The 18,571-nt window shown below is 45.0% G+C and carries 22 protein-coding genes and 1 pseudogene; 6 read left to right on the top strand and 17 right to left on the bottom strand.

Annotated elements, in window-relative coordinates; genetic code table 11:
- Window positions 1–815 precede the first annotated feature (815 nt).
- Together QUA88_RS02010 and QUA88_RS02015 are read left to right on the top strand one after the other, a co-directional pair.
- The gene (locus tag QUA88_RS02010; RefSeq protein ID WP_333231845.1) at window positions 816–3,131 is read left to right on the top strand and encodes a protein phosphatase 2C domain-containing protein; all 2,316 of its coding nucleotides are present in this window, start codon (window positions 816–818) and stop codon (window positions 3,129–3,131) included.
- 162 nt (window positions 3,132–3,293) lie between these two features.
- Entirely contained in the window at window positions 3,294–4,016 is a 723-nt protein-coding gene (locus QUA88_RS02015; protein ID WP_333231847.1) for a glycosyltransferase family 25 protein, read from the top strand.
- Window positions 4,017–4,265: 249 nt separating this feature from the next.
- On the opposite strand, the gene QUA88_RS02020 is transcribed toward QUA88_RS02015, so the two are convergent.
- Both QUA88_RS02020 and QUA88_RS02025 read right to left on the bottom strand, forming a co-directional pair.
- The gene (locus tag QUA88_RS02020; RefSeq protein WP_333055087.1) at window positions 4,266–4,718 is read right to left on the bottom strand and encodes a CsgG/HfaB family protein; all 453 of its coding nucleotides are present in this window, start codon (window positions 4,716–4,718) and stop codon (window positions 4,266–4,268) included.
- A gap of 12 nt (window positions 4,719–4,730) precedes the next feature.
- A complete protein-coding gene (locus QUA88_RS02025; protein WP_333269959.1) occupies window positions 4,731–4,892 on the bottom strand; it encodes a plasmid mobilization protein in 162 nt (53 codons plus the stop codon).
- Window positions 4,893–4,948: 56 nt separating this feature from the next.
- Here QUA88_RS02025 and QUA88_RS02030 point away from each other — a divergent pair, with 56 nt between their 5' ends.
- Complete coding sequence (locus tag QUA88_RS02030) at window positions 4,949–6,103, top strand: transposase (protein ID WP_333055086.1); 1,155 nt, start codon at window positions 4,949–4,951, stop codon at window positions 6,101–6,103.
- A gap of 22 nt (window positions 6,104–6,125) precedes the next feature.
- Here the strand turns inward: QUA88_RS02030 and QUA88_RS02035 are convergent, their stop codons facing one another.
- From QUA88_RS02035 to QUA88_RS02085, 11 genes and pseudogenes are all read right to left on the bottom strand, one after another.
- The gene (locus tag QUA88_RS02035) at window positions 6,126–6,392 is read right to left on the bottom strand and encodes a hypothetical protein (protein ID WP_333264273.1); all 267 of its coding nucleotides are present in this window, start codon (window positions 6,390–6,392) and stop codon (window positions 6,126–6,128) included.
- A gap of 117 nt (window positions 6,393–6,509) precedes the next feature.
- Window positions 6,510–6,719, bottom strand: coding sequence for a zinc ribbon domain-containing protein (locus tag QUA88_RS02040; protein ID WP_333264283.1), 210 nt, complete (start codon window positions 6,717–6,719; stop codon window positions 6,510–6,512).
- Complete coding sequence (locus QUA88_RS02045) at window positions 6,691–7,428, bottom strand: transposase (protein ID WP_333269962.1); 738 nt, start codon at window positions 7,426–7,428, stop codon at window positions 6,691–6,693. The genes QUA88_RS02040 and QUA88_RS02045 overlap by 29 nt, the downstream gene beginning before the upstream one ends.
- A gap of 16 nt (window positions 7,429–7,444) precedes the next feature.
- Window positions 7,445–7,684 carry a helix-turn-helix domain-containing protein gene (locus tag QUA88_RS02050; protein ID WP_333055082.1) on the bottom strand — a complete coding sequence of 80 codons (240 nt, stop codon included), beginning with the start codon at window positions 7,682–7,684 and terminating at the stop codon, window positions 7,445–7,447.
- Between the two features lie 262 nt (window positions 7,685–7,946).
- A complete protein-coding gene (locus QUA88_RS02055) occupies window positions 7,947–8,312 on the bottom strand; it encodes a DUF1823 family protein (RefSeq protein WP_333055081.1) in 366 nt (121 codons plus the stop codon).
- A gap of 159 nt (window positions 8,313–8,471) precedes the next feature.
- Window positions 8,472–9,503, bottom strand: coding sequence for a type I glyceraldehyde-3-phosphate dehydrogenase (gap, locus tag QUA88_RS02060; protein WP_333055080.1), 1,032 nt, complete (start codon window positions 9,501–9,503; stop codon window positions 8,472–8,474).
- Window positions 9,504–10,128: 625 nt separating this feature from the next.
- Window positions 10,129–10,440 carry a P-II family nitrogen regulator gene (locus QUA88_RS02065; RefSeq protein ID WP_223300725.1) on the bottom strand — a complete coding sequence of 104 codons (312 nt, stop codon included), beginning with the start codon at window positions 10,438–10,440 and terminating at the stop codon, window positions 10,129–10,131.
- A 1-nt stretch (window position 10,441) separates the two neighbouring features.
- Window positions 10,442–11,413, bottom strand: a complete 972-nt coding sequence (locus QUA88_RS02070) for a sodium-dependent bicarbonate transport family permease (RefSeq protein WP_333055078.1) — start codon at window positions 11,411–11,413, stop codon at window positions 10,442–10,444.
- Between the two features lie 203 nt (window positions 11,414–11,616).
- Window positions 11,617–12,351 carry a glutathione peroxidase gene (locus QUA88_RS02075; RefSeq protein ID WP_333055077.1) on the bottom strand — a complete coding sequence of 245 codons (735 nt, stop codon included), beginning with the start codon at window positions 12,349–12,351 and terminating at the stop codon, window positions 11,617–11,619.
- Between the two features lie 252 nt (window positions 12,352–12,603).
- Window positions 12,604–13,852 (bottom strand): annotated as a pseudogene (locus QUA88_RS02080) (ISL3 family transposase).
- A gap of 229 nt (window positions 13,853–14,081) precedes the next feature.
- Window positions 14,082–14,843 (bottom strand): lecithin retinol acyltransferase family protein, encoded by a 762-nt coding sequence (locus QUA88_RS02085; RefSeq protein ID WP_333231851.1) that lies wholly within the window; start codon window positions 14,841–14,843, stop codon window positions 14,082–14,084.
- A 190-nt stretch (window positions 14,844–15,033) separates the two neighbouring features.
- Here QUA88_RS02085 and QUA88_RS02090 point away from each other — a divergent pair, with 190 nt between their 5' ends.
- Window positions 15,034–15,183 (top strand): hypothetical protein, encoded by a 150-nt coding sequence (locus QUA88_RS02090; protein ID WP_333269966.1) that lies wholly within the window; start codon window positions 15,034–15,036, stop codon window positions 15,181–15,183.
- Between the two features lie 28 nt (window positions 15,184–15,211).
- Complete coding sequence (locus tag QUA88_RS02095) at window positions 15,212–15,487, top strand: type II toxin-antitoxin system Phd/YefM family antitoxin (protein ID WP_333208845.1); 276 nt, start codon at window positions 15,212–15,214, stop codon at window positions 15,485–15,487.
- Window positions 15,488–15,702: 215 nt separating this feature from the next.
- Here the strand turns inward: QUA88_RS02095 and QUA88_RS02100 are convergent, their stop codons facing one another.
- The 4 genes from QUA88_RS02100 to QUA88_RS02115 form a co-directional block, all read right to left on the bottom strand.
- Window positions 15,703–16,062 carry a DUF5615 family PIN-like protein gene (locus tag QUA88_RS02100; protein WP_333055074.1) on the bottom strand — a complete coding sequence of 120 codons (360 nt, stop codon included), beginning with the start codon at window positions 16,060–16,062 and terminating at the stop codon, window positions 15,703–15,705.
- Window positions 16,059–16,391, bottom strand: a complete 333-nt coding sequence (locus tag QUA88_RS02105; RefSeq protein ID WP_333231853.1) for a DUF433 domain-containing protein — start codon at window positions 16,389–16,391, stop codon at window positions 16,059–16,061. Before QUA88_RS02105 ends, QUA88_RS02100 begins: the two co-directional genes overlap by 4 nt.
- A gap of 157 nt (window positions 16,392–16,548) precedes the next feature.
- The gene (locus QUA88_RS02110) at window positions 16,549–16,941 is read right to left on the bottom strand and encodes a XisI protein (protein ID WP_333055072.1); all 393 of its coding nucleotides are present in this window, start codon (window positions 16,939–16,941) and stop codon (window positions 16,549–16,551) included.
- Window positions 16,926–17,345, bottom strand: a complete 420-nt coding sequence (locus QUA88_RS02115; protein WP_333055071.1) for an element excision factor XisH family protein — start codon at window positions 17,343–17,345, stop codon at window positions 16,926–16,928. The genes QUA88_RS02110 and QUA88_RS02115 overlap by 16 nt, the downstream gene beginning before the upstream one ends.
- Before the next feature lie 154 nt (window positions 17,346–17,499).
- Here QUA88_RS02115 and trpC point away from each other — a divergent pair, with 154 nt between their 5' ends.
- Window positions 17,500–18,399: an indole-3-glycerol phosphate synthase TrpC gene (gene trpC, locus QUA88_RS02120; RefSeq protein ID WP_333055070.1), complete on the top strand. Its 900-nt coding sequence runs from the start codon at window positions 17,500–17,502 to the stop codon at window positions 18,397–18,399.
- The last annotated feature ends 172 nt before the right edge of the window (window positions 18,400–18,571 follow it).

Below are 18,571 nucleotides of genomic sequence, written 5' to 3' on the forward strand. Positions count from 1 at the left end.
AATTTTTTTGGCTTTCCACGACTCCTGTCGGGGGCTTGCGTCCATCAGTCGATTTGAGATTTGAGATTTTAGATTTGAGATTTACTCCACAGATGAATTTGGGGGCTGGAACTAATATCTAATTTTTTTGCTGTCCACAATTCCTGTCGGGGGCTGGCATCCGTCAGTGGATTTTAGATTTTAGATTTGAGATTGACTCGACAGATGAATCTGCGGGCTTGTATCCGTCTTTGGGTAGGGTTAAATTTAACTTCTGTTGCGAAACTAGGGCGCGAGGCACAGATGACCCTTCGCGAGAAAACCGACAATTGATATTTATTTATATCTGTCGGCTCAGGTGATTTCTACCTAGCTGCATCATACCATTAGAGTTAGTCTAAAATCTCAATTCCCTTGAGTGCTGCGATTTCTTCGGAAATTGCCGCTATCATGAATATGCTGAAAACAGCGTGATTTCCAGCCGATGACTGGGGTGTCGCGCGATCGTCTAACCCTGAAAGCTCATAGTAAGATTCATCCGGCAGTCAACAAAATGGTAAACTGTTCGTGTCAGTACAAGACATTAAAACCTACCCCTGGACTGGGGGAAAGTCACGCCTAAAACATTGTAAGGAGATATCGCTACGCACACAACAGTGCAAACGTGGTGAGCCAGGGAACCTGAAAAATCAGGATATTAGGACTGCGAAGTCTTAAGAATCTCCGTCTGTTGAGAAAGCGGGGGTGTCAAATAATCGCCACGTATCAACCCGTCGAGGTTCAATCGCTAAAATAGTTCAGATCAGCACGCTTGCCCAAAGGCGTCAGGAACCCTTATGCAAAACTCTGTGGCAAAACACTACTTATGGGCTTTAGGTGAAGGGATCAAAGGGTGTAAGCCAGGCGATCTGATCGCTGGTCGCTACTTGGTCAAGCGCGATCGACTTCTTGTCGATACTCAACCCGAACACTTGCCGGAACTGCCCGATGAGATTCCGAGTGTTGTCACTCCTTATCTGAGACTGTTTGCCTATCAGTTGCACGTACCTCAAGTATACGGCCTGGTATCGTCCAAGATGAGCAAGCTATCGGGAGATATCTGGCTACTGGAAAACGTGCCTATTTTGAAGGTGACGGAATCTTTAATGCCGGAATTGGCGGATTCCTGGAAAGGAGCCGCAGCGATGCGCCAACTCAATTGGCTGTGGCAAATAGCCCAGTTGTGGCAGCCTTGTATCGCTCAGGGCGTGGCTTCGACGCTGCTGACTCCCGAACTGCTACGGGTGGAAGGGCAATTGGTGCGGTTTCTGGAATTGCAGCCCGATCGCAAACCGCCTCATTTGTCGCAGTTGGGCAAATTGTGGCAGCAGTGGCTTGAAGATGCTCACCCAACTATTGCCAATTTTTTGAGGCAACTTTGCCAGCAAATGGTTGCCGGCCAAGTGCGCCACGGCGAACAACTGATGGGCCAGTTGGATAAAGCTTTGGCAAAGTGCGGCCGATTTTACGATCGTCACGTTGAGATTGCCACGGGCACGGATGTAGGCAGATCCCGGGCTCACAACGAAGATGCTTGCTATCCGCCCAGCGGTACGCTGTTGGCAGGAAGCCCGGGTGCGGAAGCTTGCGCGATCGTCTGCGACGGTATCGGTGGACAAGACGGGGGCGAAGTCGCTTCGGAAGAAGCAATTGGTGTGCTGCGCGAAAAGTTGCAGCAAATGCCCCTACATCAAGCTAATTGGGACCCGTTGAGCCTGACTTCCAAGCTGGAACGGGCAGCTTGTGCTGCTAACGACAAGATAGCCAGTCGCAACGACAGCGAACACCGCCAAGGCCGCCAGCGGATGGGAACTACGCTAGTTATGGGTTTAGCCCACATTCACGAGCTTTACGTCGCCCACGTCGGAGACAGTCGGGCTTACTGGATTACCCGCACTGGCTGCTATCAACTTACTCTCGATGATAATGTGGCTTGCCGCGAGGTGCGTTTGGGCTACTCTCTCTACCGGGATGCTTTGGAACAAGTCGCCGCCGGAGCTCTGATTCAAGCTTTGGGGATTACTTCGTCCAACACTTTGCACCCGACTGTGCAGCGTTTTCCAGTGGATGAAGACTGCGTTTTGCTGCTGTGTTCCGACGGTTTGAGTGATAAAGACCGGGTTGAGGAATGTTGGGAAGCGGAGATTTTGCCAATTCTCGACGGTAGCATTAGTTTGGCTAAGGCGCGCGATCGACTGATTGAGATTGCTAATACTAGAAACGGTCACGATAACGTCACTGTTGCTTTAATTCACTGTCAAGCGCATTTGAGGGAAGACGGTAATACTTTTACAGAACTGTCTGTCGCACCTTTAGATACGCCGATCGAACTAATTTCCGATAGCGAGGATTTGCCAACGGATTTGAATGGGCCCACAAGCCTTGGCAATGGGAATTCTGAAGTAAAAACGCTGTTGTTACCGCCGGAAAAAAGCAAAAGTTTATTTTCGCTGCTGCTGAAAATTTTATTTTTATTAGGCTTGGGGGGTGTATTTGCTTATTTTTTCATCCCTCCGGTGGGTCGCGCGATCGATACTGCCGGGGAGTCGATTTTCGGGAAACGCGGTTTAATTAAAGCTGGAAAGACGCCGGAGAAAACAGTTGAATCTGTAGCTTCTCCGGTCAAATCTTTAGAAATCGGCTCGTTTATAGAGATTAAAAGTTCTGCGGCTGGGGAATTGGGAAAAGAGGGCGATCGCTTGGATTTGCGAGGCGCAATCGGTGAGTTGACTGTCAAAGGAACAGTCCCAGCCGGCAGCGTTTTGCAGGTGACAAACAAACAGCTTACGCCTCAAGGCAATTGGCTGGAATTGAAAGTTTGTTCGATTCCTGAAATAGTGCGATCGAACTCTCCCAAACCCGAGTCAAATAAAGATTTTTCTACAGTTTCAAAACCGACACTGAATCCATCTCCCGCTGTGGCAACTCCCACTCCCTCGCCTTCCCCGCCAGTTAAGCCAACAGTTGAAGTAGAAAGCGCCAACCTGCAACCGGGAGAAATTGGATGGATTCAAGAACAAGCTGCTGTTGATAAGGTACTCTCCAACCCAGCCCCCAACCTTAATCAACAGGGAAAATGCGTTAATTCTGACTCAACTCCCAATGCTAATTAAACTGTTAATGCTAGCTCCGACCGAGGTAATTTGAGTAACTTTAGGAAAATGGAAGATGCAGCTTGCTAAAAATATAATAGTTTAAGGCATACACAGAGTTCAAATAAAATTTGAGGCCGCTCAAGCCGAAGATTCATCAACTTCTTGATTCCCGATCAAACTATGACGAAAATTACAGACTATTTCCAGGGAGTTTATGCGGTAAATCTCCCTGAAAGGAAAGACCGACGGCAACTCATAGTCAAGGAATTAGAGAAAGCAGGAATGCCCCTCACGCCCCATAAGGTTGAGATATTTCCCGCAATCCGCCCCGACGAAGCTGGAGGTTTCCCCAGCATTGGGGCGAGGGGATGCTTTTACAGTCATTTAGCTATCCTCAAGCAGGCAAAAGACAAGGGGTTGAGCAATATTTTGATTGTAGAAGACGACCTAGAAATTTCAGCAAAGTTCACAACAGACCAAGCTGTTATCCTCGAACAACTCTGTCAGCAAGATTGGGATTTCGTCTACTTCGGACACGTCGAAGAGGTTGAACAAAAGTCTCCTGTCGCCCTCGTACCCTTTTCTGAGGGGCTGATGACCGCTCATTTTTACGCTGTCAATGGCAGGATTTTCGATCGCCTCCTGCGGTTTCTGGAAGAACTGCAACAGCGACCTCCGGGACATCCCGACGGCGGCCCGATGCACCTCGACGGAGCTTATTCTACTTTCCGATCTCAAAATCCCGATGTTGTCACCTTGATTGCTTCTCCAAACCTGGGGTGGCAAAGGAGTTCCCGTAGTGACATCAGTCCTAAGTGGTTTGACCGTGTACCTGGGTTGAGTCGATTGGTAGGTGCAGGAAGAACCAGCAAAACAAGGCTGAAGCGTTGGCTTTCTAGTTAATTGAATTCGATTTTAAAATCCTTCGCTTATATCAAATCTGTTAGCACAATCGCCCGGAAAATAATTAATACCAAATCCGGGTTTATTAGTCCCTTTATGAAGGCGGCGGTTGAAACCTTTTGACCTCAAACTCTACAAATAAAGTCTGCCGGAGTTTACGCGACACGACGTAGCCTCAAACAGACAAGCGAGATCGATGGGATATTTAAGCCGGATTTGGTATCAGCATATTTGATATGATGCTTGATTCTAACCTAATTTGTTAGATACTTCTGCCAGTTTAGTCACCATTTGGGATACGGCTTTGTCAACTGCCTCGCTCAAAAGTGAGTCTTCATTGCTGCTGCCAGAATTGCCGCCAATACCCCTAACGGAAATATTAGAAGCGCTTTGATCTGCTTCTCCTACTGCTTTGGCAGTGGCAAGAATATCTCCCGAAGCTGTACCGATTAACCGCACATCTATTTGAACGGTAGCTTTGGTTTTTTGTGAACCGGCGCCGATTCCCATGAAACTGCCGCCGCCGGATTGTTTGTCGATATTAAACTTGGTAATGGTGCCGATGAGCACGGCGTCAACTCCTAATTGTTTGCCAATTTCGGCTGCTGTCCCGGCATCCATCGCGCCGCTGCGATTTTGCTGTTTGAGCACTTGTTCGAGTTTGCTGCGATCGACTACTGTATAAGTGCCGTTGTTGACCATAGTGAATGGGATTCAAGCCCCGTCCTTATAGGACGGCTTTTTATTTAGTTCCGGCAATCGAGCAATCATACTCCTAATCAATTCGGATTGAGTCATACCTCGCCTAGCAGCTTCATCAACAAGTTGCTTTTTTTCGGATTTTGTTACCCTCAAAAATATTTTTTTAGTTTTCATGCTTGTCCTGTCAAATGGCAATACATACACTATAATTGAAGCAAGGAGGAAAAGACTTGAAAGCAAGATACCAGTATCGTTTTTATCCAACAAACCAACAACAGCAGAGTTTAGCTCGGTTGTTTGGTTGCGTCCGCGTTGTGTATAACGATGCTCTTGCGATCTGCAAACAATCCGAAAAGAAGCCAAAGTCCGCAGAGCTTCAAAAAACAGTCATCACTCAGGCAAAAAAGACTGAAGAAAGGGCGTGGTTGAGCGAAGTTTCAAACATTCCATTACAGCAGTCTGTAGCCGACCTAGAGATAGCTTTTAAGAACTTTTTCGACTCCTGTAAGGGAAAGAGAAAAGGGAGGAAAGTTGGCTATCCTAAATTCAAAAAACGGACTAACAGCCAATCAGCAAGGCTTACCCGTGGGGGATTCTCTATTAAAGACGGAGGTGTTTATCTTGCAAAGATAGGTGTTGTTAAACCCATCTGGTCAAGAGAGTTCCCTGCAAGTCCTAGCTCTGTAACTGTTATCAAAGATTGCGCTAACCGTTATTTTTTAAGCTTTGTCGTAGATATTGAACCAATAAGTGTTGAAGCTAAGAACCAAAGCATCGGCATTGATTTGGGCATCAAAACATTTGCGGTAATGAGCAACGGTGAAAAGGCTGTGAGTCCCAGCTACAAAGCGCTAGATCGTAGAGTGCGTCAACTCCAGAGGCGGTTGGCTCGACAACAAAAAGACTCCAAGAGGCGAAACCGAACTAGGATTCAGATTGCCAAACGGCACAACCAAATTGCTGATACCCGTAAAGACTTCCTGCACAAATTATCAACCCAAGTCGTTAGCGAAAACCAAACTATCGTACTGGAAGATTTGAACGTGTCAGGGATGGTTAAAAACCGCAAACTGTCCAGGGTAATTAGTCAGCAAGGGTGGCGAGAGTTTAGGGTATTGGTTGAGGCAAAATCCGAGAAGTATGGCAGGAAGTTTGTAGTCATTAGCCGATGGGAACCTACCAGCCAAACCTGCTCTGATTGTGGTTACAGATGGGGCAAAGTTGATTTATCGGTGCGTTCTATTCTTTGTTTAGGCTGTGGCAGCGAACATGATAGAGACAAAAACGCATCTATAAATATAGAAAAAGTCGGCACGGGGCATCGGCACGACTCTAAATGTACGTCGAGACAGAGTAAGACTACCGGGCGTAGCGTCCGTCAATGAAGCGTAAAGAATCACCGCTCGTTCACGACGGTGAGTATGTCAAGAGTTCGTTGATTAACAGTTCGCTGATGCCTTTGGCGGCGCCGACTCCCCTGTAGGAAGTGTAATAGCTGTTGGTGGGGCCGTAGTCGAAGTCCATGACGACGAGGCGCTTTTTGGCAGTTGCTTGGGCGAGTTGGGTTGCTGGTTGGGTGCTGGCTGGTGTGGCGATCGCACTTAATGAAACGCCTGCTAGCATTAGAGTAGCGAGGGAAATGCTGGTTAAGCGAGATATGGTGGTTCTTTTCATAAAGCTTACCTCACAGTTGTTTTGTGCCGACTCTAGAATACTTTACGGAACAGTCCGATTTGACATACCCCTGCCTAAAGGCGAGGGGATTCTTGATTCGCAGGGATTCCAATGAATTTACTTGCAGGCAAGCATCTTGACCGTATGCCCTACGGCTGCAAGTCCTCTAATTAGAACTACTTGAGCGGCTGCAACATCTCTGTCCGTTGTATAGCCACAGTTCGAGCATGAATGAGTACGCTCATCAAGCTGTTTTTTTCCTGTTTCTGCTAGACAATTGGGGCAAATTTGACTCGTTTTATGAGCACTTACCTTCTGAAAGTACACGCCATATTTCAAACAATTTTGCTCGCTTGATTGTGAAGAATTGACCCCAGCTTGCGTCTAAGCAGTGTTTCCCTAGCATCGCCCTAGACAGCCCAATCAGATTCAGATCCTCAACGAAAATCATTCCCACGTTTTGGCAGATTTGATGAGATAATTTACGATGCCAATCTTTCCGACTGTTAGCAACGTATTCATGCAGTTTGGCGACTTTCTTTTGAGCTTTACGCCAATTGTTAGAACCTAGTTTTTTACGACAGACACGTTGTTGCAGCAATTTAAGCTTGCGTTCTGCGTCTTTAAAAAATCTTTGGCGCTTGACTAAAAGACCGTTAGAAGTTGCTAGAAAATTAGTTAGTCCCACATCAATTCCGATACCTTCACCGTGGGGCATTAGAGTGGGTACTGAAACGTCCCATTGTAGGGCTAACATCACGTACCAACCGCTAACCCTACGGACTATCCTTGCTTGCTTAATCGTTGCACCATCAGGGATAGGACGTGATTGATGAAACTTAACCAAACCAATTTTAGGGAGCTTCACCGCTTGATTTTGGACAGGGTTAACCCCCAATTGCGGGAATACAAACGATCGCATTGTTCCTGCTTTCTTAAAGCGGGGGAAACCGTGTTTTTGTTCCCACATACTCACAAACGCTTTTTCAAGCCTTTTGAGTGTTTGCTGTAGGACGTGTACTTGGACGGCAGCCAAAGTGGGTATGTTTGCCCTAGCCGTAGTTAAACTTTTGCACTGGCTTGCATAAGTTGGTCGCGCAAGTTTCGGCCCGAATGATGAACTCAGATCGGATAGAGCAAGCGTTAATTCGACAACTACGAGACTCAAACCAATGTTTACGCAGGGCCAATGCGTAGTTGTATACGCGACGGCATTGTTCTAGCCAATCTTCAAAGATTGCTATTTGTCCTGCCGTTGGTTTGAGTTTGAATTCGTAGACTAAATGAAACATTTGCTCTATCCTCCTACCTGATTATATCACAACCATGAGCGAACGTAGGAACGCTTTTTCAAGAACTCTAATTAAAGCCGTCCTAAAAGGACTGGGCACAGCACCCAAATTTTCGGTCAGGGTTGGGGGTGAGGAGGTTGGAATTGGCGGGTTTTAGTGTTTTTTGACTTTCAACAGGCTTAATTTTTGTTAATGAACCGCAGAGGACGCAGAGGACACAGACTAAAGGTGGCAAGAACCGCACAGCCATCCAAAATTCCTCTTACACCCCAGATTCCATAAAACCCATCAACCAATTAGCCATCGTCGCCCTGCGAGTCTGTCGGGGCCCGAATTCCCCAATTTTATAGCCTTTAAAGCCTAATTTTTCCTTCAGCAACTGCTTGTTTTCTGGAGGGGTCGATCGAGTCAATTTCACTGTCGCCGGCCTAGAATCGATAAAATCCGGCGGTTCCGGGTACTCTTGCCGCCACTCGGCTGCAACACCTGCACTGTTCCACTTGCCAGTCTCGGCATCCCAGCGGTAGCCCAGATACTGCCAAACTAATCGGTTGACAGCAGCATCGTCGATTTCTTCGTTGAGAATAGCCCAAATAGTTTCGTTATTCAGCGGTGGTAATTCAGACATGAGCGCGATCGAATCGGAAATAAAAAAAGTTTAACTCACATTAGATAACATTATCAGGAACGGGCTCTCCGGCCCGTTCCACAAAAAATCCTAGGAATTTGTTTGTGGGGAGTAGGGGTTGGGCACGCGAACCCCGCCCAAAATGCCACCCCAAAAAAATTAATTATTCAAAATTCCGTCTTTCTGGGCCATAGAAAGCATTAAGTCAATTACGCGGCTAGAATAACCCCACTCGTTGTCGTACCAGGAAACCACTTTAAAAAACTTAGAATTCAGTTCAATTCCCGCACCTGCATCGAAAATGCTCGATCGCGCGTCGCCCTGAAAATCTGTCGAAACTACCGCATCCTCAGTATATCCAAGAATGCCTTTGAGTTCGCCCTCCGAAGCTTTTTTCATTGCCTCGCAAATTTCTTTATAGCTAGTTTCCTTCGCTGTTTTGAAAGTAAGGTCAACTACAGACACGTCGGGAGTTGGCACCCGCAAAGCCATTCCCGTCAATTTTCCTTTCAATTCTGGCAACACCAAAGTAACAGCTTTCGCTGCACCGGTCGAAGATGGAATAATATTTTGAGCCGCACCGCGTCCTCCCCGCCAATCTTTTTGGCTGGGCCCGTCTACAGTTGGTTGAGTAGCTGTCATTGCGTGAACTGTCGTCATTAAACCTTCTTCCAATCCGAAGTTATCGTTAATAACTTTGGCAATTGGTGCTAAACAATTCGTCGTACAGCTAGCATTAGAAACAACCGTATCTTTTGTCGGGTCAAATTTGTGGTGGTTGACGCCTACTAGAAAAGTTGGAACTTTTTCCGGGTCTTTTGTCGGTGCTGAAAGTATTACTCGTTTTGCTCCCGCTGTCAAGTGTTTTGATGCGCCTTCAAAATCTGTAAACAATCCGGTAGATTCTACAACATAATCTGCGCCGGATTTACCCCAGGGCAATTCGGCAGGATTTCTAATCGCTGTACAGGGGATAAAATTTCCGTCAACGACAATCCCGTCTGGTTTGCTTTCAACTTCGCCGTCGTAAATGCCGTGGGTGGAGTCGTATTTGAAAAGATAAGCCAGGTTTTCTGGCGAAACTAAGTCGTTAATGCCGACAAATTCGATGTTGGGGTTTTTGATGCCGGCACGCATGACTAGCCGTCCGATGCGACCAAATCCGTTGATGCCGACTTTTAATGCAGCCATGTTTAAACTCCTATTGAAAATATCGTTAGTCGATCGGGCGTTAGCGTTAGCTTTCGCGATCCGAAGGAAAGCCCGCCTTTACGGGGGCTACGCCAACGAAGAGGATCGCCTGTTGTGGCTTAGAATTTACCACGCTAACGGATTTTTGCAACTGATTCTTTTCTATCTCTTAAGAATTCTGAATTCTCCCCCGGCTGGGAAGGGCAATTCATCCTGAAATGACCGCTGACTAATGGCTAATGGCTGATTTTTGTCAACTTGTAAAAGTGCTATAATAGACAGAAAATATTTTCAAAATTGCATTTTTTCAATCAGCCTAAAGTAATAATAAAAAACTTATCCAAAAGGAGAAACGGATTAGCATTCTCACTAATGGCGATTGTCGGAACCAAAGCCTAGGATTAAAGTCGCAGATACGCGTATGGACACAGCACTGCCGTGTCCATACACTTATGGCGTACAATCTATAGCAATCCTTGCAGGAGTCGTAATTTTTTTACCCCACCCCAACCCTCCCCGAACTCGCAGGGAGGGAGTAAGAAATTTACAAATGATGCGAGGATTGCTATAGGTGTAGCTCAAATTTTCCGAATTGGTATAATCACCAATCACTAATCACTAATCACTACCCGACGCACCTAGTAATTAGCAATTCCACGGCATCTGAAATAAAACACGACCCACCAAACTTATTGAGCACGGGTCTAATGTTTTCTGCAACTGCTGAAACTTGAGCTGGTGAACAAAAAGCAAGCACATAAATGTTATCTAGCGCCGTCATTGATGAATCGCGGGAAACGTGATCCCTAGTGCTTTTTCCAGCGACATCACGAATCACCGAATAACCGGGTACGCCAGCTTTGTCTAAACCGTCTAAAATCTTGCCGAGTTCTACTGAGTGGGCTATGATTTCTACTCTTTTGACTGACTCCATCATCTCACCTCCAAAACATATTGATTCCGTATAGATACAGGGGAATGCCTACAATGATATTAAATGGAAATGTCACTGCTAAGGCCGTTGAAATGTAAAGACTTGGATTCGCTTCGGGAACAGTTAGGCGCATGGCTGCTGGTACTGCTATATAAGAAGCACTCGCGCACAATACGGCAAACAACAAAGTGTCTCCCTGCGGCATTCCGATTAATTTGGCTATTAGCAAAGCAATTACTGCGTTGACTATGGGAATTAGGATTGCAAAGCCGATCAGAAAAACTCCTGCTTCTTGCAAATCTTTAATTCTGCTAGCCGCAACCAGCCCCATGTCTAGCAAGAAAAAAGTCAGAACTCCGTAAAACAAGTCTTGAGTAAACGGACTCATAACTTCCCAACCATGTTCTCCTGTCAGTACGCCCATAATTAGGCTGCCAATCAGCAGAAAAACAGAACTGTTTAGGAATGCTTCTTGCAACACTTCTGACCAAACTATTTCGCGTTTTCCTTCTTCCCCGCCAAATACACTGACTAGAATCAGACCGACTATAATTGCTGGGGATTCCATTAATGCTAGCGCGGCTACCATGTAACCGTCAAAGTCGATGCCCTGTGCTGTGAGGAAGGAGGTTGCGGTGATAAATGTGACGGCGCTGATGGAACCGTAGGTGGCTGCGATCGCTGCGGCATTGTAAGAGTCGAGTTTTATCCTCAGTATGAAAAAAGTATAAATTGGTACTAGCATTGACATCAGCATCGCTGCCAAAATTGTCAGGGCAACTTGCTGGTCAATGCCGCTTTTGGATAGTTCGACGCCGCCTTTAAATCCGATCGCAAACAGCAGGTACAGCGAAAACAGTTTGGGGATGGGGGCTGGAATTTCTAAATCAGATTTGAGAAAAATTGCCAGCATTCCCATGAAAAAAGCTAATATTGGGGGATTTAAGATATTTGACGATACTAAACTCAAATCCACGATCGGTCACTCCCATTTCTTGCGTTTTTAATATGACTTCCCCAGTAATTGTTGCACGAGAATGGATCAATAGACCGATCGAACTTTTGACTCAGAAGTTTGCTGAGGCTAAATATCCCCAAATACGGCAAAGGCGCACAGTAGACACCGTACAACGAGTAAGGTGTGCACTGTGCACCTGCAAGCTAAGTATTTTGGTTTAACTAAGCAACACCCAAATAAGACTCTAGGGCTTCGGAACCACCGATCAACTTGCCGTCGATAAATACTTGCGGCACAGTTGTAGCCCCAGTCATAGCCCGGAGCGATCGGGTTGTGATATCCCGACCCAAGACGATTTCTTCATAATCCAAGCCCTTTTGACTCAGCATTCCCTTAGCCTTAGCGCAGAAGGGACAGCCCATTTTTGTAAACAGCGAAACGACCTTCGGCTTGGTTGCTGCGGAGTTGATGTAGTTGAGCATCGTCTCGGCATCGGACACTTTGAAAGGGTCGCCCGGTTCCTCTGGCTCAATAAACATTTTTTCCACCACGCCATCTTTTACCAGCATCGAATAACGCCAAGACCGCTTCCCAAAACCTAAATCTGTTTTGTCTACCAGCATTCCCATGCCTTGAGTAAACTCGCCGTTACCGTCGGGAATTAACGTCACATTGTCTGCTTCTTGGTCTTTTGCCCACTCGTTCATCACAAAGGTGTCATTGACGGAAATGCAAACGATTTCATCTACGCCGTTTTCTTTAAAAACTTTCGCCAATTCGTTGTAACCGGGGAGGTGCGTTGACGAACAAGTGGGAGTAAAAGCTCCCGGCAGCGAGAACACTACTACGGTTTTACCTGCAAATATATCATCGGTGGTGACATCCACCCACTCGTTGTCTTTGCGAGTGCGAAAGGTGACTTTGGGTACTCTTTGACCTTCTTGGTTCGTCAGCATGATTTTAAATTCTTAGGTACTTGGGTTCAATTCCTTTGCTTATTATAGCGTACTCATAACGAGTATGACTTGTCAAGGGGAGGCGAGTTTTTTTTCTCGGACTTGGGCGCGCGCGCGAGTTCAGTTCATTGTCTTTGCGACAGCTAGCAGATTTAAAACTTGCTGTTTAAGTAAGTCGGCAATTCTGTCTCCATTCCTTTGCTGCTGCTAACGGGTGAGGATTTTTGGCTCTTCATTAGCTAGTATGCTAAACTAACAATCAAACTGCCAAGTAAGCAAACATCTAACTCGGAAGTTTTCAAAGTTTATAAATCCGTAAGCCGAACGTTTAATCAACTTGAGTTTATTGTTGATGCCTTCGACAACACCACTGGTAGTCTTATAATCGAAGTAAGCAATAATCTCATCTAGCCAACGAATAATAGTGTTCTGACTATCGGTAAAATATTTTTTAGCTCTTGACAACCATCTTCCCACTTGCCACAAACCGACTAACCAATTATTAGCCCGATCGAAAATTCTTCTAATTTCTTCTTTTAATTCAAGCATAGTTTTGAGAGTAGAAGATACATCTTTAACTTGCATTAGTTTAGCTTTTTGCTCTTCATTTATATCTGATTGGTTCTTCAATAACACATATTTACTTTTCTTCAATGCTTCTAAAACTTTCTCCGGGGCTGCTTTTTGTTCTGACGATTCTGCTTTTTTAATTAAATCTTCTACCTGTCTCTTCTCTCCCTTCCTTTGGGCATCTAATTCCTTATTTATTTGTGCCATTACATGAAATCTGTCGGCGACCACCTGAGCATTTGGCATCAACTCTCTCACTACATTTCTGTAACCTTTCCACAAATCTATACTTACTTCTTCTATTTGCTCTAATACTTCTTTACCCCATCCGAGCATTACTTCCTTAATTTCTTCTTGTTTCCTTCCTGCCAATATCGCGATTAGCTTAGACTTCTCTAAATCTATTAATACTGCACAGTAATTTCGTTTTTATTTAATTAGAGCTATTTTATCTATCCCTAATCTCTTCAACTCGCTCGGCTGGGCTTTTAAGTATTCTTTCGATGCGTCTGTTAACATCCTTTCTATTTCTTCTGTTGTCACGACCCCTTTTTTCGCTACGAATAAGGATATCATTCTCTAACACTTCTTGGATTATTGCTCTTGCTAGCCGTTTCGTATAGGTTCTTCTTTTTTTGACCAACTCCAACTCTTCACTAAATGGCTTGACACATTTTTCACACTTAAACTGTCGTCGGTTGATTTCTAAAAATACGAACTTCTCTCCCCAAGGTAAATCTTTGACTAGGTATCTATGATTTTGATGTAATCTATGACTTTTTTTTCCACAACGTGGACAGTTACTTTCCTTACCGATTCCTTCCACCTGTAAAATTATTCCAATCCCTTCATACTGGCGATGTGAGATTACTTTTATTTCCTCTATATTCAACAGCTCTGTTAAAAACTTTATCTCCTTGTTCGTTCTCATGGCTGTTCAATCCACCTCACCCCTCTAGCTTTTGCTTATATTTAATAATAAATGAGCTTCCTCTGTCAACCCCGGTAATGACTCTCCCAGCTATTTTCCTAGCTTCATTTGTCTTTCTTTCCTGGCGCCAGCTATTCATTTAGCATATTAACTACTGAAGATCCAAAAAAAGAGCGATCGCACTTCAACAATAGAAGGGCGATCGCTCTTTCAGCAGCTAAATCAATTTTCACTCGCCTTGGAGTAGGTGATAAGCACCTAAACCAATTGCTATACCTAATACTGCGGGAGCCGCAACAGCAGCAGCAATGGCAACGCTACCACCAACCGTAGCAGCAGCAATACCTCCGCCAACACCTCCAATTGTTGATGCAACTTGTCCTGCTATTCTTCCATTTTTTCGTGCTTCACGTTCGCGTTCAGTCAAAGCTTCATCATCTTCAAGTATCTTGCCAACTATGAAATCAGCAGCTAATCCACTGGCTATGCCACCCACACCTACAATACCAGCAGCCGCTTTACCCGCTACAGCAGGCGCTTGTTTAAGCCCTACATTGATGAGAACTTTAGATATAGGGTCAGCAGATTTAATAGCAGCTTCAGTGGCGATTTTAGTTGCAAACTTGGTTCCTGCGCCAATAGCGCTTCCTTGAACTAAACCAGCAACTCCAGCTTGAGCTTGTGCTACTTGTTCACTCTTATATTTTCCTGTTTTGCACCAATAAGCAAAATGCTCACAATTATTGCTGAAAATGTCATATCCTTTTTCGCCTAACCTGCCCTCTGCTCGTCTGACTACTGAATCATCTGAATAACATTTTCCATACTCCTTTACATTAATTTTGTTTCCTGATGCAAAATCTTTTTTAGAAATACGACAAATTTTTTCACCCCCACGCCTTCCGAAATGAATAACACTATCATCGCCACAGTCGATACCGTGATGAGTGTATCCAACGTGTTGAATGTAGATATGATCGCCTTTTGCCATAGCTTGTAACTACGTGAGGTTCAATAAGTATTGAATATCACAGATAACCAGGCTCAGTCAATACGGGAAAACACTTAGACGCTCTGCAAGAAGTTAAAAATAGTGGCAACAATGATTCAAGATTTATTTAATGGCATTCTAGCGAAATTTTTGAGAGAATCTGCAATTATCTCGATCGCAATTTTTGCAAGTGATGCAATCCTTGGGACGGCGTTCATTTGTTGAAAAAATCCCGGAGGGCGATCGCACATTTTTTACCCTTTGCCCGGTACTAAAAGAGTATGTCCAAACTAACTATTCCCGCCCAAACATAGAAAAAGAAGCCCGATCGCCCTTATAATATCCTTAGTATTGGGAAGCCAAAAACCATGTCACTCACACAAACCCAAGTAACCTATACTGAAGCTGTGGCAAATCTTGATGAACTGTGCGAACAAGTCATCAGCGATCGCGATGCCATCATCATCACCCGCAAAGACGGCGAAAACGTAGCCTTAATTGCCGCTGACGAGTTGGCAAGCTTATTGGAGACATTGCACCTGCTGCGATCGCCCAAAAATGCCGATCGCTTGTTAAGTGCCCTGAAACACGCAAAAGATAGAACAGTCAAAACTCAGACTGTCAGTGAATTATCGGGAACTTAGAAATGTGCGATCGACCTTTTGGTAAAAATTGGGAATGCGCGATCGACCTTTGTTTATTGAATTGACTTTTCAGTCCTCTTTTAGAGGACTTTTGCTATGAGACGGGGGTTTTCAACCCCCGGCGGACTTGCGGGTTAGCGAAGAGATTTTGGCGGCCCAAAAGTGCGATTCCTACGGGATAGCTACGCACGCGCGTACTTTTTCCACATCATTCTCTAATATGGAATCCAATCTAACTTATCGATCCATTCTTCCGCTTCAGTAGTATCCCAAATAAAATGAATTGTTTCTGCCCATCTGCCGATACTTCCACTTGGACGCACCCAAACTAATCCCCAACTTTGTCCCCCAGCCGCCCAATGTTCCTCCAAATGTCCGGGAATACTTTTGCGATTATCCGTCACCAATAGTCGTTTCGATGATTCCAAATAAATGAGAATCTCTGGATCTAAAGTTCCGAATGGCGGTGCAGTTGAATCACCCACCCGTAAAATATCTATCTCCGGTTGAAGTTTTAAAACAGCACTTTTGAGCTTAGGTGGCAAATTTTCATCGAGTAAAAAACGAATTTTCACTTCAGGTTGAGTAACTCCTGTTCTCGCTGTGCTTTGATTGCTCTCAAACGCAATGCTAGAGGAGATGGATTAGCCAACCATTCCTGATAGCGTTCTTCCCGCCACTTCGCCAGCCGCAACATATAAGCATCCATCTGCCTCCGATTTTGCAGATAATAAGTTAGCGTCGCGTAAATTTTCTCTAAATTCAAACTTGGTAATTCTTCCAGAATTTGGTCTGGCGAATATCCATCCAAGTAATATTTAATTACATCGTCAATGCCGATCCGATGTCCTTTGATGCGGATGTCATCGGGGTCGAGAAATTCAAAATATTCTTCTAGTTGCATCGGTTTATCTCCGAATACTTAGTTAATCGCATCTTATCATAAATTGAAAAGGGCGATCGACCTTATATAATAGAAACTTGTTACGATCGCCCTTTATCCCCCTATCATGCTTCAAATCCGCCGTCGTCCCCCCAGCACCTTCGTCTCCGTACTCTACTTAGGCCGATCGCACAGCAGCAGATTCAGCAACAATTTCTTCATCTTTCTCACTCAAACCAGTTCCAAATTCAGTGTACTGCCGCACTTGAGGATGCCTAAAACCGAGTACAATATCTTCTTTAGGAACACCGGCGGCCAGTAAATCCGTCGCCACTCCTTCTTCGGTATCATCATATTGAATCCAGATTTTATCGCCGATTAAATTGATGTGGATTGGTGTGGCGTGAAGGTAATTGTCATCATTCCAACCTATATCCAAAACTAAATATCCTCCTCGTTCCTCATCAAATAACAGTTGAGAATGATAGCCGTCAGGTATAGTATTGCGGTATTTAGCGTGTTCCTGAAGTATGCTTTTGATAATTTCTTGGTATCTCAATCGGGTATCCATTGAAGTCTTTCCTCACTTTTTACATCAAAAACAATCAGTTTAACAATTTGATTTTTTAATAACACTTGCCCTAGTTCTATGGTAAATACGCTCTTAAAAGCAGGCTTAGAAATTGCCAAATAGAGACTTCTATCGATCCGCATTTCATTAAGCACTTGGCGGTAAAGAACGTACTGCCCCAAAGCCTGCTCCAAATCTTTTACATCCGATCGTCCTACAAAACTCTTGACCTCAACAACAATTTTTTGGGTTCCTTTTTCGGCATTAATTAGACGCTCTGCACCCAGGTCGGCAGATAAACGCTTGCGACCAATTTGCAGGGGAAAGGGATCGTGAGTAATTATCCAACCATCTTTTTGTAAGGCACGCTTAACTGTATCGTGATAAATATCTTTAGCTGGCACGCATTAGCTCTCAGGCTAGGAGGATTTACTGTAACCATTATATAATACGTTGAAACTTGTTACGATCGCGGTAAGGTATAAATCCCCAGCCTAAAAACCTCGCTGTCAACTGTCAACTGTCAACTGTCAACTGTCAACTGTTTATCCCCCTATCATGCTTCAAATCCGCCGCCGTCCCCCCAGCACATCAGTCTCAGTCCTCTACCTCAGCTACCAAATCGCCGTACCCGACGCCGAACCCCAGCACATCCTCGAAGAAATCGTCTGGGAAAAAGAAGCTGAAGTGGCCCAAAAACGCGATCGCACTCCCTTATCCGAACTTCACAAAAAACTCCCCTTTGCACCGCCTACTCGCGACTTTCTTGCCGCCCTTAAAAACGGCAAAACCACACCCGCTATCATCGCCGAAGTCAAAAAAGCTTCCCCCAGCAAAGGCGTAATTCGCGAAGATTTTGACCCAGTGGCGATCGCCCTAGCTTACCAACAAAACGGCGCCAGTTGCATCTCCGTACTCACAGATGAAAAGTTCTTTCAAGGCAGCTTCGACAACCTCGCTAAAATCCGTGCCGCCGTCGATTTGCCCTTACTTTGCAAAGAGTTTATTATCTATCCCTACCAAATTTATCTTGCCCGGATTCACGGCGCAGATGCTGTATTGTTAATCGCAGCCATTCTATCTGACAAAGACTTACAATACTTTGTTAAAATTGTCAAGACATTGGGCATGACAGCTTTAATAGAAGTTCACACTCTCGAAGAACTCGATCGAGTATTAACCCTAGAAGGCGTCAGCCTAATCGGCATCAACAACCGCAACCTAGCAGACTTTTCCGTCAGCCTAGAAACTACCGGTCAACTATTAGCCGATCGACAAACCGAAATCCAAGCAAAAGGCATCCTCATCGTCAGCGAGTCAGGAATCCACACTCCCGACGACCTAGCTAAACTTGCCACCGCAGGCGCCGAAGCCGTCCTCATCGGCGAATCTCTGGTCAAACAGCCCGATCCGGGTGCAGCTTTAGCCTCCCTTGCCGATCGCCCTCCCAGCCTGTGAAAGGCGAGACCGCTTGACAAAGCACCCTTAATTCTGATAAAAAGTGATTAAGTAGGTAAATAATGAGAATTTCTAGCCTGCATCGACTCAAGCGCTACTGTAAAAAAGAAATAGCACTGAAAGCTATATTGCATAGAAATATTTTGCCAGAAAGCAATTAAATCTATTCTGT

Origin of the sequence: Microcoleus sp. D3_18_C2, assembly GCF_036702395.1 — a bacterium.
GTDB lineage: Bacteria > Cyanobacteriota > Cyanobacteriia > Cyanobacteriales > Microcoleaceae > Microcoleus.

Excerpts from the sequence above, each read along its gene's own strand:
- QUA88_RS02085 (WP_333231851.1), bottom strand. The coding sequence starts at position 14,843 with ATGGCAAAAGGCGATCATATCTACATTCAACACGTTGGATACACTCAT.
- QUA88_RS02020 (WP_333055087.1), bottom strand. The coding sequence starts at position 4,718 with ATGGTCAACAACGGCACTTATACAGTAGTCGATCGCAGCAAACTCGAA.
- QUA88_RS02110 (WP_333055072.1), bottom strand. The coding sequence starts at position 16,941 with ATGGATACCCGATTGAGATACCAAGAAATTATCAAAAGCATACTTCAG.
- QUA88_RS02095 (WP_333208845.1), top strand. The coding sequence starts at position 15,212 with ATGTCACTCACACAAACCCAAGTAACCTATACTGAAGCTGTGGCAAAT.
- QUA88_RS02075 (WP_333055077.1), bottom strand. The coding sequence starts at position 12,351 with ATGCTGACGAACCAAGAAGGTCAAAGAGTACCCAAAGTCACCTTTCGC.
- trpC (WP_333055070.1), top strand. The coding sequence starts at position 17,500 with ATGCTTCAAATCCGCCGCCGTCCCCCCAGCACATCAGTCTCAGTCCTC.
- QUA88_RS02035 (WP_333264273.1), bottom strand. The coding sequence starts at position 6,392 with ATGAAAAGAACCACCATATCTCGCTTAACCAGCATTTCCCTCGCTACT.
- QUA88_RS02065 (WP_223300725.1), bottom strand. The coding sequence starts at position 10,440 with ATGATGGAGTCAGTCAAAAGAGTAGAAATCATAGCCCACTCAGTAGAA.
- QUA88_RS02015 (WP_333231847.1), top strand. The coding sequence starts at position 3,294 with ATGACGAAAATTACAGACTATTTCCAGGGAGTTTATGCGGTAAATCTC.
- QUA88_RS02010 (WP_333231845.1), top strand. The coding sequence starts at position 816 with ATGCAAAACTCTGTGGCAAAACACTACTTATGGGCTTTAGGTGAAGGG.
- gap (WP_333055080.1), bottom strand. The coding sequence starts at position 9,503 with ATGGCTGCATTAAAAGTCGGCATCAACGGATTTGGTCGCATCGGACGG.
- QUA88_RS02025 (WP_333269959.1), bottom strand. The coding sequence starts at position 4,892 with ATGAAAACTAAAAAAATATTTTTGAGGGTAACAAAATCCGAAAAAAAG.
- QUA88_RS02105 (WP_333231853.1), bottom strand. The coding sequence starts at position 16,391 with ATGCAACTAGAAGAATATTTTGAATTTCTCGACCCCGATGACATCCGC.
- QUA88_RS02055 (WP_333055081.1), bottom strand. The coding sequence starts at position 8,312 with ATGTCTGAATTACCACCGCTGAATAACGAAACTATTTGGGCTATTCTC.
- QUA88_RS02050 (WP_333055082.1), bottom strand. The coding sequence starts at position 7,684 with ATGTTTCATTTAGTCTACGAATTCAAACTCAAACCAACGGCAGGACAA.